This is a genomic window from Streptomyces siamensis, assembly GCF_039543605.1.
Lineage (GTDB): Bacteria > Actinomycetota > Actinomycetes > Streptomycetales > Streptomycetaceae > Streptomyces > Streptomyces siamensis.
In genome coordinates this window covers 545,869-558,796 of sequence record NZ_BAABKB010000002.1, presented here as the reverse complement: position 1 = coordinate 558,796, position 12,928 = coordinate 545,869, and the positions used below count along the sequence as shown (strand labels likewise).

Here is a 12,928-nt window from a genome sequence, read left to right as displayed (position 1 = left end):
GACCAAGTGACGCTGACATGGATGCTCCCGGGAGGCTCGCCGCCGTTCCCGACATCGGCGCCGCACAGGAACGCAGCTACACCTTCAACCGAAACCAGGTGCTGCGCCGCGTGGATCTGGATGCCGAAGCCGACGTCCGCATCGCCGGCTTCGCGACGCCCCCGCTGCACCCGCTCAGCGCCGGGGCCCACACGACCACGGTCTTCATGCGGCTGAGCGCACAACACTGCGATGGGCTCGGCGCCGACCACGACGCGAATTGCCTGCCCGGCGGCGAGTTCCAGTACACGGGTGACACGCCCGTCACGTTCTTTCCCCGGAACACCGTCTGACCGCCACCGCTCGATCGGTCCGGGCGAGCCGGATCAGGGTGAGTGGACCGTCAGTCCTCCAGGCGGACCGGCATCAGGATCGAGAAGGTGCCCTCGTCGTCGGGCCGGCGGATCGCGATCGGCGCGGCGGGGGTGTCGACCTCGAGAACCAGTCGGTCCCGCGCTCCGGCGGCCAGCGCGTCCAGCAGGAACTCACGGTTGACGGCGACACGGTCCGGGTCCGCGTCACCGTCTGCGCACAGGGTCGCCGTGCCGCCGTCCTCCACCCTGAGCACGCTGAGGTCGGGCGCTCCGGCCCCTTCGGAACGGACAGGACCGGTCTCCAGGGCTTTGCGGAAGGCCGCCACCTCGACGACGGCGCGGCGTCCTGCGGCCTGAGGGAGGAGACGACGGTAGTCGGGGAAGTCGTGGTCGAGGCACTGACCGGCTGCCTGCCTGTCCCCCGCCTCCAGCGTCACGCGGTCACCGTCGACAGACAGCCGTACGGGTCCCTCTCCGTCCAACAGCGCCCGCATCGCGTCGGCGAGCGGAGTGGGCACGACGACCTGCACTCGGCTCCCGTCGTGCCCGGCGACATCGGCGTGCGCGACAGCCATTCGGTACCGGTCGGTCGCCACGACGTGGAGTCTCTCGCCCTCGATGTCGAACAGGACCCCGGCGAGCGTCGGCAGTTCAGGGTCGGCGCTCGCGGCGAAACGGACCGCGTCCAGCGCGGCTGCCAGCTCGGGTGCGGCACTGGACAGCCGGACGGTGGCGATGTGGAGCGAAGTCATGGCGTTCTCCCGGTGATCGAGTAGTGCTCGGAGCGCGGAGAACTCGTCGCGGGCATCGGACAGTCCCTGTTCGAGACGGCACAGGTGCGCCTTGAGCAGTTCTCGGACCAGATCGGTGTCCGCGCCGGACCAGCCGGCCAGCACCAGCCTGATGTCCGGCAGCGGCATTCCGGCCCGGCGCACGCGGGCCAACAGCCGGGCCTCTTCGAGCTGCTCGGGCTCGTACCAGCGGTAACCGCTCACCGGATCCACCCAGGCCGGGACCAGCACACCGGCACGGTCGTAGAACCGCAGGGCGCTCACGCCCAGACCGCTGTCGCGGGCCATCTCGCCAATGCTGCGCATGTCGTTCTCCACGCCCAGCACTCTGGGCCCTGCACATGGTCGAGGGTCAACCCCGGCCCGGGAGCGGATCTCGCGACAGCGGACGGCAGGTGCTACGGCTCGACGGCACTGGGACGAGACCGTCGACAGAGGAAGCTGCCCTCCAGTGGTCCATCGGATCGACCGACGCTCCCACCCCGCCACGGCGTGGTGGACGTACGGCCACGTGCCTTCAATGCCCATGTCCTCACGGTCGAGCCCCCTACGGGTCCTGTTCCGGCAAGGCGCCATCGAGTACGTCTCTGCGGTACCGAAGCCGGCGCAATCCTTGCCGGACGGCAGTGAACGCCACAGCCCAAGACGCCGGCGAGTGCAACGAGTCGCCTCCCGATCAAGGAAGGGGGCTGAAATGGTCCGAGTCCGCGAGGGCAGCAAGCGACCGCCCTCAGATAGCGGGCAGGGCGCAGCAATGGTCACGACATCACTCGGGCTACTCCACCTCGATGCCGTAATCCTGGACGAGCTCCTCCAGGCCTCCCCTGTAGCCCTTTCCGCCCAGTACGAAGTCCCAGTCGCCACTTGACCTGCGGCGGAAGGAACCGAGGACCAACGCCGTCTCGCCTGCGCGGCCGTCGGAGACCTCAAGCCGGTCGAGGTCGCTCATCGAAGGGTCGAGCAACCGGACGCAGGCATCAGTGAAGCCTGAAAGGTCCGCGTCCGGATTGACCTCAGGGTCCACGGCCGCGACCAGGACGAACCGGTCGGCGCCCTGCGGCAGTGCGTCGAAGGCGACTCTGATCGCCGCTTTGTCCGGCGCCGAGGCCGGCACCGCACGTACCGAACCGTCCGGTGTCTGCGGGTTGTTGAAGAAGACGAAGTGGTCCTCGCTGATGACCCGGTTGCCCGTGCAGACCAGGGCGCAGACGTCCAACGCGACGTTGCCGGACCACATCATGCCGAGCACGTTGTAGTCATCGGGCGAAGTCGCCGGAGCCGTCGGATCGGGCTGCGCGGGAGCCGGTCGCCCGCCTTCTCCCAGACGTCCGCGGAGGCCGTGCCGGTGCAGCAGATCGACGAGTTCGCCGCCCGGGATCAGCTCCAGAGGCTTGCCGCGGGCGAAGGTGTGCGAACCAGGGCCGAATCCCGACGTCGTCACCAGAACGCCCTTGTTGGCGCCCGCGTCCTGGACCGTGCCGTACAGGTCGCGTACCGCGGTGGGCGGCACGGTGTTGCGGTAGCGCTTCACCTGCACGACGATCTTGCCGCCCCGGATGGGAGTCGGGTCCAGCGCGTCGACGTCCACGCCACCGTCGTTCGAACGCTGCGTCGTCACCGCCTGCATACCCATGGCGCGGAACAGGTCGGCTACGAGGGTCTCGAACGCGATCGGATCCATGTCGTACAGGTCCGGCTCCTCGCCCCCGCCGCCATGGGTGACGACCTGGTTCCCGACCTCCTCGGGCTGCCGGCTCGGCCGCACCGAGGTGAGCTGGTCGGGTCGGGCCGTGAGCTGCCCCCGAAGTGCCTCCGTCAGGCAGCTGGTCGCGTCGACCTGTTCCAAGTACAGGTCCGTGAAGGCGGCTCGCTGGGCCATGACGGTGGCCAGGTAGATGCGGGACCGCCTACCGGTCGCGGGGTCGGGGGCGTCGACGAAGCCGTTCAACGCCACCGAATCCACCATGCCGTGCTCATCCGCAGCGAAGAGCTGGTGCAGAACCAGCAGCACGCTCTGCGCCAGCACCTCGCGATACAGCGCGCGGCGCTGCGTCACGGGGCGCGTCGTCTCCTTGTCCTGGTCCTGGGCCGGTACGTACTTCACCGCCTTGGCCTCCGGCACGACGTCGTAACCCGGCAGCTCCCAGCTCAGCACCAACTGCCTGGCCGCCGGATCGAAGGCGGCCGCCAATTGCCGGGGAAAGCCTTCAGGCCAGGCGGTCGACGCGTAGAGGGCGGCGGAGAAGTACTCGACCACAAGGTCGGGGTCACCTCGCCTGACACCTGCCATCACCTCGGTGATGCTCGCGTTGTGCCGTCGCACCTCGGCTCTCTGCGCCTCAGCCCTCTGCTCGTAGTCCCCCTGCAGGGCGGCCAGTTGCTGTTGCCGTTGCGCTTCGGCAGCCTGCGCCTGGTGCCAGTCGTGCTCGAAACGGGCCCGCGCCTCGGCCTCCGCCTGAGCACGCCGGTTGGCCGTCCAGCCGCCCTGTGCCCGGTACTGATTCTGATCCGGCATGCGTACGGGCCAGCCCAGTCGGCCCGGGTCGAACGGCGGGACGTCTTCCACCCGCATCAAGGACGCCGCCCTGAAAGCCGCCGCCCGGCATCCTTCCGTCAGAAGTCCCCGCAAGGTCGCGACCTGCGCGTCCAGCTCGTCCGTCCGTCGCCTGGCCTCCGCCTGCCGGTACTCCCGGTACTCCTGCGCCGCTCGCCGCTGGTGGGCACGCGCCGCTCGGTCTTCCTCTCGACGCCGCCTCTGTTCGGCCTCGATCTGGCGCTGATGCGCGCGCTGCGCCTCGGCCCATGTGTTGACGAAACCAGCAGAGCGACGACTCATGCGCTCAGGCCCTCCCCAGGACGTCGGCAGCACCGACCAAACTTGGTTGCCCCCGCAACCAGTTGTGACAAACCGACTTTATCCAGCAATCACCGTCCCGAACATCCGCTTGCCACGGGCGACTGAAATCAGTGGTCCGCGCAGGTCCCGGCGCGCGCACAGCACGGCGGCGCCCTGTCCTGCGAGACCTCCAGCCCCACCCAGAGACGGCGGAGCCCCCATGGGGGAATCAAGCACAGGGCCGACGGCTGCACCGATCTCGAAAACCGTCAACGCGGCCGCTGTGACCGCCCGTACGCCTCACCGCCGTGAGCGACTGCCAGTTCTGTCGGCGACCACTCGGCCCACTCCTTGGTCACCTGCTGCTCCATGCCGCAGAACGTGCAGTGCGTCGCATACATCGTGGAGACGGGGAACAGCGGCACGAAGAACAGTGTGAACTTGGTGACGTGCTTCGTGAGCCTGTGCGCGACAGGGTTGCCGCAGTGACGGCACGTCAGCATGAGTATCGCGAGCTGGTACAGGTACACCTTGGTACCAAAGATGATCATGAGTTCGGTCCTTCCAGGCTTATGCCCACCGCCGGGCGGGAGACGCCGACCGAGACCCTCTCTCTCCCATTTTCCCAGCCGGCCCCCCAAATCGCCCAGGGACCCGACTCGCACTGCGGACGATCCCCTGACCTGGCACTTCGATGTCGAAAAACCGTCGTGGCAGCGATGTCACCGTGGGTTCAAATCCCATACCCACCGCGCTGTGACGGGCGGGTGAAGGCCAACCCTGCACCCACCACTCGCCCCCGGCTCCCCTCTCGTCAGCGTGCGCGGAGCGGGCCGACGTCAGGGAATGCCGACAAGCCCCCTCCCGGTCAAGGAAGGGGGCTCAGATGACCTGAGTCCGCGAGGCAGAACCGGCACCGCCCTCAGACCCACTCCACCTCGGAGACAATCGCCGCAGCGGCTCCAGGGCCCGGCAACGGCATCCGGGAGGACGCCGCCGGCGCGGATGTGGCGCGCCGGGCGGCTCCCTCGATGCGAACCATGGGTGCGACTGTCGTTGAGGTCTGCTGGGCCGGTGAACCGGTCGCCAAGCGCTGGTGACGGTCGGCTGCGGTCATGACGGTTGTTGTACCTCGCTGCTGTACAGCAACCGGTTTGGAAGATCGCGTATGCGGATGCGGCCTGGGCGACCGGGGCCCAGTGCCGCATCAGGCAACGTTCGCCCTGCCGATGGCTACTCTGACGATGTGGCCGATGAAGAGGGCAGTGGGAGCGGCTCGGTCCGACGCTCCTCGTGGGACCCGGTGGTGTCCACCGTCGCGCTGGAACTGGCCGGCCTCGCCATCTCCGGGTTGGCCGCTCTGGTGGGGTGGCCGTTCGGGTGGCTGCCCGATACTGGTTTCGTCGGTCTTGTGACGGGCGTGATCGCGATCGGGCCTGGGGTTGAGTTGTACCGCGGGGCGGGCCCGCCGCGGCGGCTTGCTGTTGTCGCCGCTCTCCTTGCGATGGCAACGGCAAGACTGCTCGTGGCTGCAGCAGTGAACTGGGCCTTTCCTGCGCTGTCTGATCCGGGCGTCGGTGTCCTCGTCGGCTACCTTGTTGCGCTACCCATCGGCGTGGCTGTGTTGGCCTGGTTCCTCGTCAGGGCGAACGTCGGCTGACGCGGCACTGGTCGGCGCTCACGGGGCCGGCCGGACGATCCGAGGCCTCCTCCTGTGATCGCCTGGCCCATCGAACCCTGTACCGGACGGCCCGACACACGATGATCAGTCCGAAGGCCAAGCTGCCCAGTGCAATGGGGTCAGCTTCCGCGACCCTGCCCCAGATGCCTCGGCCAGGCACGCGCCGACCCTTCCCCCGCCCCCGGTTCAGCCGGAGGTGGGGTACGGGAACTACGGGGCCGCCGGCGTGTCCGGCGGGCTCGCCCTGGCGCGTTCACCGTGCGCACCGGCCATTGCTGCGCCGGCGCTGCGCGGGAGCGACTGGGGTTCGTGGACAGGCTTCTGTTCGTCTGGACAGTTACTGCAGGAAGCTGGTGATGGGCACCGCGTCGTATTCGGTCGCGCCCGTCGTGGTGATGCCGCCGGCTGAGCCGGGCAGCCGCAGATCGCCGGTGGCGCTCACATGCAGGTCGGCTCTTCCGTCACCGTTCGTGTCGCGCAGGCGTACCAGGCCACCGAACTGGTCGTCGGCCGTCAACGCACCCGGCACGCCCGGGGTGTTGCGGGCGAACCACTGCGACCCGGTTCCGGACAGGCCGCTCGCCCGCCCCTTGAAGACATGCACGCCGCCCGCGTTGTTCTTGCCGTCGATCTCCTCGCCCCGCACGCCGACCGCGAGATCGGCGTAGCCGTCGCCGTTGACGTCGCCCGCCGAGAGACGCTGGTGTACGCCTTCGTCCGGCGTCGTAGATGTCACCCGTAGATGTCAGAAGTGTTGTGATCCGTTTGACCGGACGCCCCGTGGTCGGGTTGCGGATTCCGGTGTTCGTCACCATTCATTGAGGTTCATCCGTGGCGTAACAGCGACTTGTCTCTTTGTGGACACAGGAAAGTGCTGACCTGCGCGCTTTTTCGACATCACTCTGTCACCTCATGAGATACATGAACGACAGGTGGCGCCTCGGGGGCCGGCGTCCTGCGTCGCGGTGTGCCGCGGCCACCACAACCCTCGTAGCGCTGCTGGCCGGCCTGGCCGCCGCCCCCGCCGCGGCTCGGGACGTCGCCGCGGACACCGCACGGAGCAGCACGGGCGCGCAGGGCGGGGCGATCGCCGCCCGAACGCCCTTGGTCTCCCGTCACCAGGTCACCTTGATCACGGGCGACCGCGTCACGCTGGAGACGGACCGCTCGGGCAAGCAGAGCGTCTCGGTCGAGCCCGCCGAAGGCCGCGAGCACCTCACGTTCCTCAAGCGCCAGGACGGCGGGGACTGGACGGTCATACCCGTCGACGCCCTTCCGCTGCTCGCCGCGGGCCGCCTCGACCGGGCCCTGTTCAACGTCTCGGCCCTGGTCCAGGGGAAGTACGCCGCGCGCGCCGGCCTGCCGCTGATCGTCCAGTACGCGGGTGACCCGGGCACCGCAGAGCGCCGGCTCACCGCCGCCGGGGCCGACAAGGTCCGCCCCATCTCCGGAACCCCCTTCGCGACCCTCGCCGAACAGCGCAAGGACGCCGCGGAGTTCTGGCAGGGCATCGCTCCCGCCAAGGCGGGTGCCACTTCCTTCGGCGCGGGTGTGAGCCGCGTCTGGCTCGACGGCCGTTCCAAGGTCCAGCTCGACCGGACGGTGCCGCGCATCGGCGCCCCCCACGCCTGGGAGAAGGGCTACACCGGCGGCGGAGTCAAGGTCGCGGTGCTGGACACCGGTTACGACCCGAACCATCCGGACCTCAAGGGCCTCGTCGCGGAGTCGGCGAACTTCACCTCCGAGCCGAACACCGACGACCTGAACGGCCACGGTACTCACGTGACCTCGACGGTCGCCGGTTCCGGCGCGGCCTCCGGCGGCAAGTACAAGGGCGTCGCACCAGGCGCGCAGATCCTGTTCGGCAAGGTCTGCACCGCGGACGGCAACTGCGACAACTCCGACATCATCAAGGGAATGGCCTGGGCCGCCCAGCACGGCGCCAAGGTGATCAGCCTCAGCCTGGGCGACACCGACACCCCGGAGACCGACGCCCTCGAGGCCATGGTCGACACCGTCACCCGTGACTACGGCACGCTGGTCGTGGCCGCGGCCGGCAATAACGGCTCCGGCAGCAGGGTCTCCTCGCCCGCCTCCGCCAGTGGGGCGCTGGCCGTCGGAGCCGCCGAGGACGACGACGACGTCGCCGTCTTCAGCTCGGTCGGTCCACGGACCGGCGACTCCGGCCTCAAGCCGGACCTCATCGCCCCCGGCGTCGGCGTCGTCGCCGCCAGGGCGGGCGGCACCACCGAAGACGACGGCTACATCGCGATGAGCGGCACGTCCATGGCCACGCCGCATGTGGCCGGAGCCGCCGCCATCCTCTTCCAGCAGCACCCCGACTGGACGGCCGAGCAGGTCAAGCGCCAGTTGAAGCAGTCGGCGACCGGCGCCAAGGAGCACGGCGCGTACTTCCAGGGCGCCGGGCGCGTCGACGTCGCGCGGGCGGTGGACCAGGAGGTCACCGCCGACGCCGCCGGACTGGACTTCGGGCTGATCCGCTGGACCGACGGCGCGCGGCCGCCGGTGGCCAAGACGATCACCTACCGCAACCCGGGCACGGAGCCGGTCATCCTCCAGCTCAAGCAGAACGCGAGCAGCGGGAAGAAGGACTCGACCGCCCCCGAGGGCCTTTTCCGCCTCAGCGCCGACACGGTCACCGTGCCCGCGCACGGAACGGCGGACGTCACCCTCACCGCGACCCCGGAGGCCACCACGCTGTACGCCGCGTACAGCGGCGTGGTGAGCGCGGCCACCGCGGACGGACAGATCTCGGTGCGCGTCCCGTTCGGCATGGACCTCGAGCAGCCCTCCTACGACCTGCGCATCGACCTGAAGAGCCGCACGGGCACGGCCCCCGACATCGCCTACCTGCTCGTCCAATCGGCCGACGGCAAGGCCTACGAGGTGGAAGCGCTCGGCAAGAACAGCACCGTGGTGCGGGTGCCGAAGGACACCTACTCGGTGAGCGGCTTCTTCTTCGACGCGTCGTACACCGAGGGCATCATCGTCGGCGTGCCGAAGGTCGTGATGACCGCCGACCGGCAGGTCGCCATCGACGCCCGGAAGGCGAAGCCCGTCACCGTCTCGGCGCCGAGCCGCGCCGCGCGCATCATCTCGGCCGAGATCGGCACCATCAGCCTGCACCACGAGCTGCTCTCCGTCACCATGAGCAACGCGATCGGCACCGACCACATCGAGGGCGTGTACGCGACGCCGACGGCGCAGGTCCGGGACTCGAAGTTCACCTACCTCGTCAACACCGTCTGGGGCGACCCGGCCGGCGCGGACGGCAACCCCTCGTCGGTCTACTACCTCACCCGGCCGGTGCACGGCGCCATCCCGGCCGATCCCGGCTACAACCCCCGCACGTCGGAGCTGGCCAAGGTGAACACCACCTTCGCCGCCACCGCGCCGGGAGCCCCCGCCTTCCGCTTCGTCTACACGGATGTCGACGACCTGCGTATCGGCTGGCACATGATGAAGGGCGTTCCGGTTCCGAGCCGGCGGGTCGACTACTTCTCGGCGGCCGACGGCCTGCTCCGGCAGACCGCCTTCGACCAGTTCGACTTCCTCGCTCCGGACAGCCCGAACGGGCAGATGTACATCAGCACCCGGCACGGCTACAAGGCCGGAGCGACGGTCGAGGAGCGCTGGAACCAGGGCGTACAGGCCATGGGGTTCGCTCCCGAGGGGATGAACTCCTTCCGTGAGGGAGACACGATCCAGTACTCCATCCAGGACTCCGCCAACGGGAATCTCGACCTGATGGCGGGAACGTCGACCGCCAGCCGGCCCACGGCGCAGCTGAGGCGCAACGGTGAACTGGTCTCGGAATGGTGGGGTTATGCCCCGGTACCGGCCGATACCACCCCCGCCGACTACCAGTTGAACCTCGAGGTGCAGCGCGACCGCAACCCCGTCTCCTCCATCTCCTCCGACGTGCGGGCGGAGTGGCGGTTCCGGTCGCAGACCACGACGACACGCCAGGCTCTGCCGCTGTACGCGGTGCGGATGTCGCCGGAGCTGGACGAGTGGAACCGGGCCAGGGCCGGACGCGAGCTCGACATCCCGGTCCTGATCCAGCGAGCGCCCGGCGCCGCCGAGTCACCGATCCGCACCCTCACCGTCGAGGTCTCCTACGACGAGGGCAAGACCTGGCAAGCGGCCGAGGTCCACGGCTCCGGCATGAAGCGCACCGTGACCGTGGACAGCCCGCGCCGGGCCGCCGGCGGAGCCGTCAGCCTGCGCACCTACGTCAAGGACGCCGCGGGCAGCTCCTTCAAGCAGACCGTCATCAAGGCCTACCTGCTGAAGTAGCCGCCGGCGGCACCGCGGGACCCGCCGGACACTTCGATGCCGTCGGTCAATTCCAGCCCTGGCGCTTCGCCCCGTCGATCTACCGGTCGGCGGGGCGAAGTGCTGCGAAGGCTGGTGCAGGTGCGGGCCCGTGGTGCGTGGGTGAGGTGGGCGTCGATGCGGGCGAGATTGATCGCTTTCCACGCCCTGAAGCAGCCGTAGACCGTGAGTAGGCGGCAGAGGCGTCGTGCCGCGCCTGCGTGACCAACGCCGGCGCCTCCGGCGGCTACGTCCCCTACGCCGCCCAGACGGAGCACCGCATCAAGGCCGTCGCCACGGTCAGCGGCGCCGAGATGGGCGCGCTCTTCCGCGAGGGACTCGGCGGCGGTCAGAGCGAGGACGTCATCCGCGACATGCTCGACCAGGCCGGAAGGGACCGCCCCGCGGAAGCCCGCGGTGAGAAGCCCCGTCTGGAGCACGTCGCCCCCGAGACCGAAGCGGACGCCGAAGGATGGCCCACCCTCTACCAGGAGGGCCGCGACCACACTGCCGAACACCCGGGGGTCGGCACCTCAGAGCCACTCCACCTCGGAGACGATCCGCGCAGCACTGCCAGGGCCCGGCAACGGCGTCCGGGAAGACACCGCCGGCGCTGACGGGCGGGGAAGAGAAACGCCAGCCACAGCCAACGCAGCGGCGACCTCGTCCTCGCTCACCCCCGCCAGCGCATCAGCCACCCGATCGAGCGCCCCGCTCACCTCAGTGCGTGTGACCGCTCGAAGCGGGCGTCGGGCCGGCGTTCCTGACCGTCAGGGGCAGGAGCTTCTTGCCCGTGGGGCCGATCTGGAGGTGGGTGTCCATCTGCGGGCAGTCAGGCAACCACACCCGCGCCACGCCAACCTCCTGCGACTGGGCGTGGTGGGCGAATTCGCCATAGGTCGGCGCTGCCGCGGCACCGGCAAGCCTTCCAGGACACCGACCGAGACCCCCGCTCAGCGCGCGGCCGGTGCTGTGGCGGCCATCGGGTTCGGATTCGCCCTGGTCGTGCTTCCCGTAGTGGGCTTCATCGCCGCTGTGAACGGACGGTCCTGGGCCAGCGTCGTGCGGTGCGGCGTCGACACAAGCGCCGGCCCCCAGCGCGCGGATGATCGAGCTGGAACGGCAGGCCGTCGGCGTCGTCGGCTTGGACATCAACCGCGATGAAGTGGTCAGTGGTACCAACTGCGCAGCCGACGAGAACGATCCGCGCCCTGTTGAGGCGCAGCTGAGCCCACCCGGGCGCGCCGGGGCCCACACGACCACGGTCTTCATGCGGCTGAGCGCACAACACTGCGATGGGCTCGGCACCGATCCCGACGCGAATTGCCTGCCCGACGGCGATTTCCAGTACACGGGTGACACGCCAAGCACGTTCTTTCCCCGAAACACCGCCTGAACGCCTTGAGTGCTCACATACAGCGTGTATGCCCCAGCCATCTCTTGAGCTGCTTCTCTTACGACATTCTTACCCATACCGGCCCAGCTACTCACGACATGTGGCGCGTTACACTTTATTAATGAAATGCTGCGATTCGCGGCATAACACCCGAAAAGGTTCCGTCACCGCAGGAACCCGGTCACCGCGGCCACCGGCGCGACCTGGCGCAGGGGTTCTGGAGACATCGGCGGCAGTGCGGTGCAGTGGAGAATGCCGCCGTAAGCCCTAAGACCGCGCCGCGCCTTTTCCCTCTTGTGCGGCAGCGGCCCTCCACCTCGCGTCCGCCGCTCTGGGAGCCGCGAGAGGCGATGGAGAGCAAGAGGTGACTTCCCATGCGATCACAACGCGCCAGGCGCGTCTTCGTGATATCGGCCGCCGGACTGCTGATGGCCGGTGGTGCCGCGATCGGCACGGCGGGCACCGCTTCGGCGAGCTCGAACCACAACTCCGGTTACAGCAGCTCCTGGAACCACGACGACGACTGTGACAACGGTTGGAACGGCGACTGCGGATACGGCCACGGCGGCTATGACAACGGCTACGGCGGCGACCACGGCGGTGGCGGCTACGGCGGCGACCACGGTGGCGGCTACGGCGGCGACCACGGCGGTGGCGGCTACGGCGGTGGCGGTCACGGCGGCGGTGGTCACGGCGGCGGTGGCGGCGGCCACGGCGGCGGCGGCCACGGCGGCGGCGGTGGCGGCCACGGCGGTGGCGGTGGCGGTGGCGGCCACTGATCCCAGCCACACCGAGCACTGTGTGCCGGCTCCAGGAAGGGGCCGGCACCAGCGTGTCCAGGCACCCGGCGCAGGCGACGGCTGTAGCGCCGCAGCCGATGCAGGTTGCCGGTGCAACGACCGGAGTCCTGGGCGACCAGGCCACGGCCTCAGGCGCCGGCGAACGCCAACGCGCCCCCATCCAATCAAGGAAGGGGGCGCGCCCCGCTCACCTCAGTGCGTGTGACCGCTCGAAGCGGGCGTCGGGCAGGCGTTCTTGACCGTCAGGGGCAGGAGCTTCTTGCCCGTGGGGCCGATCTGGAGGTGGGTGTCCATCTGCGGGCAGTCAGGCAGCCACACCCGCGCCACGCTCTGTCGACCACCGCTTCAGCAATTCGATCCTTCGGCCCCCATACCGTCTTCGCAGTGCTGTCGGTGGGGCGTGGACGTTCACTCAAGACCGCTTACGTCCAGCGTCACAGTCAACTGATGATGTCAGGTTGGATGGCGCGATGAAGCGCGTTGAGGCAGAGCTGTTCACGGATGGTGGCAACCATGCTGTGGTTCACCTGCCCGGTCGGAAGTTCCCGGGGGTGCTGATGCAGGGCGACTCCCTTCACATCCTTCGTAGCGATCTGGCCGAGGTGGTGGGGGCGTGCGAGCGTGGCGACCTGGCCGAGGCCCCGAACTCGTCCGGTGGCTGCGCCCGGTGGACAGGGCGGTGGCCCGGCTGAGAGATCAGCCGGGCCACCGGGTGTGGATGGAGTCTGGTGGG

Annotated in this window: 13 protein-coding genes; 7 read left to right on the top strand and 6 right to left on the bottom strand. The window is 69.2% G+C overall.

Translation table 11 applies throughout. The features are described from left to right. Positions 1–17 precede the first annotated feature (17 nt). A complete protein-coding gene (locus tag ABEB03_RS05160; RefSeq protein WP_345641834.1) occupies positions 18–332 on the top strand; it encodes a hypothetical protein in 315 nt (104 codons plus the stop codon). Positions 333–382: 50 nt separating this feature from the next. On the opposite strand, the gene ABEB03_RS05155 is transcribed toward ABEB03_RS05160, so the two are convergent. The 3 genes from ABEB03_RS05155 to ABEB03_RS05145 form a co-directional block, all read right to left on the bottom strand. Continuing rightward, positions 383–1,450, bottom strand: coding sequence for a DNA polymerase III subunit beta family protein (locus ABEB03_RS05155; RefSeq protein WP_345641832.1), 1,068 nt, complete (start codon positions 1,448–1,450; stop codon positions 383–385). A gap of 469 nt (positions 1,451–1,919) precedes the next feature. Beyond that, positions 1,920–3,980: a restriction endonuclease gene (locus ABEB03_RS05150; protein ID WP_345641828.1), complete on the bottom strand. Its 2,061-nt coding sequence runs from the start codon at positions 3,978–3,980 to the stop codon at positions 1,920–1,922. A gap of 269 nt (positions 3,981–4,249) precedes the next feature. Next, positions 4,250–4,531 carry a zinc-ribbon domain-containing protein gene (locus tag ABEB03_RS05145; protein ID WP_345641823.1) on the bottom strand — a complete coding sequence of 94 codons (282 nt, stop codon included), beginning with the start codon at positions 4,529–4,531 and terminating at the stop codon, positions 4,250–4,252. 695 nt (positions 4,532–5,226) lie between these two features. Here ABEB03_RS05145 and ABEB03_RS05140 point away from each other — a divergent pair. Then, positions 5,227–5,640, top strand: a complete 414-nt coding sequence (locus ABEB03_RS05140) for a hypothetical protein (protein WP_345641820.1) — start codon at positions 5,227–5,229, stop codon at positions 5,638–5,640. Between the two features lie 358 nt (positions 5,641–5,998). Here the strand turns inward: ABEB03_RS05140 and ABEB03_RS05135 are convergent, their stop codons facing one another. Beyond that, positions 5,999–6,397 (bottom strand): FG-GAP repeat protein, encoded by a 399-nt coding sequence (locus ABEB03_RS05135; RefSeq protein WP_345641817.1) that lies wholly within the window; start codon positions 6,395–6,397, stop codon positions 5,999–6,001. A 185-nt stretch (positions 6,398–6,582) separates the two neighbouring features. Between ABEB03_RS05135 and ABEB03_RS05130 the strand changes: the two genes are divergently transcribed. Both ABEB03_RS05130 and ABEB03_RS05125 read left to right on the top strand, forming a co-directional pair. Continuing rightward, complete coding sequence (locus ABEB03_RS05130) at positions 6,583–9,981, top strand: S8 family peptidase (protein ID WP_345641814.1); 3,399 nt, start codon at positions 6,583–6,585, stop codon at positions 9,979–9,981. 239 nt (positions 9,982–10,220) lie between these two features. Then, positions 10,221–10,616: a hypothetical protein gene (locus ABEB03_RS05125; RefSeq protein WP_345641811.1), complete on the top strand. Its 396-nt coding sequence runs from the start codon at positions 10,221–10,223 to the stop codon at positions 10,614–10,616. A gap of 103 nt (positions 10,617–10,719) precedes the next feature. On the opposite strand, the gene ABEB03_RS05120 is transcribed toward ABEB03_RS05125, so the two are convergent. Beyond that, positions 10,720–10,854, bottom strand: a complete 135-nt coding sequence (locus ABEB03_RS05120) for a hypothetical protein (protein ID WP_345641808.1) — start codon at positions 10,852–10,854, stop codon at positions 10,720–10,722. Between the two features lie 250 nt (positions 10,855–11,104). Between ABEB03_RS05120 and ABEB03_RS05115 the strand changes: the two genes are divergently transcribed. Together ABEB03_RS05115 and ABEB03_RS05110 are read left to right on the top strand one after the other, a co-directional pair. Beyond that, positions 11,105–11,395: a hypothetical protein gene (locus ABEB03_RS05115; RefSeq protein WP_345641805.1), complete on the top strand. Its 291-nt coding sequence runs from the start codon at positions 11,105–11,107 to the stop codon at positions 11,393–11,395. 374 nt (positions 11,396–11,769) lie between these two features. Next, a complete protein-coding gene (locus tag ABEB03_RS05110) occupies positions 11,770–12,174 on the top strand; it encodes a hypothetical protein (protein ID WP_345641803.1) in 405 nt (134 codons plus the stop codon). A gap of 213 nt (positions 12,175–12,387) precedes the next feature. On the opposite strand, the gene ABEB03_RS05105 is transcribed toward ABEB03_RS05110, so the two are convergent. After that, positions 12,388–12,513, bottom strand: a complete 126-nt coding sequence (locus ABEB03_RS05105) for a hypothetical protein (protein ID WP_345641801.1) — start codon at positions 12,511–12,513, stop codon at positions 12,388–12,390. Between the two features lie 152 nt (positions 12,514–12,665). Here ABEB03_RS05105 and ABEB03_RS45290 point away from each other — a divergent pair, with 152 nt between their 5' ends. Further along, positions 12,666–12,887, top strand: coding sequence for a DUF6959 family protein (locus ABEB03_RS45290; protein WP_425589182.1), 222 nt, complete (start codon positions 12,666–12,668; stop codon positions 12,885–12,887). Positions 12,888–12,928: the final 41 nt, after the last annotated feature.

Bases quoted from the DNA above. Each gene is read 5' to 3' on its own strand.
- ABEB03_RS05160 (WP_345641834.1), top strand. From the start codon at position 18: ATGGATGCTCCCGGGAGGCTCGCCGCCGTTCCCGACATCGGCGCCGCA.
- ABEB03_RS05155 (WP_345641832.1), bottom strand. From the start codon at position 1,450: ATGCGCAGCATTGGCGAGATGGCCCGCGACAGCGGTCTGGGCGTGAGC.
- ABEB03_RS05150 (WP_345641828.1), bottom strand. From the start codon at position 3,980: ATGAGTCGTCGCTCTGCTGGTTTCGTCAACACATGGGCCGAGGCGCAG.
- ABEB03_RS05145 (WP_345641823.1), bottom strand. From the start codon at position 4,531: ATGATCATCTTTGGTACCAAGGTGTACCTGTACCAGCTCGCGATACTC.
- ABEB03_RS05130 (WP_345641814.1), top strand. From the start codon at position 6,583: ATGAACGACAGGTGGCGCCTCGGGGGCCGGCGTCCTGCGTCGCGGTGT.
- ABEB03_RS05115 (WP_345641805.1), top strand. From the start codon at position 11,105: ATGATCGAGCTGGAACGGCAGGCCGTCGGCGTCGTCGGCTTGGACATC.
- ABEB03_RS05110 (WP_345641803.1), top strand. From the start codon at position 11,770: ATGCGATCACAACGCGCCAGGCGCGTCTTCGTGATATCGGCCGCCGGA.
- ABEB03_RS45290 (WP_425589182.1), top strand. From the start codon at position 12,666: ATGAAGCGCGTTGAGGCAGAGCTGTTCACGGATGGTGGCAACCATGCT.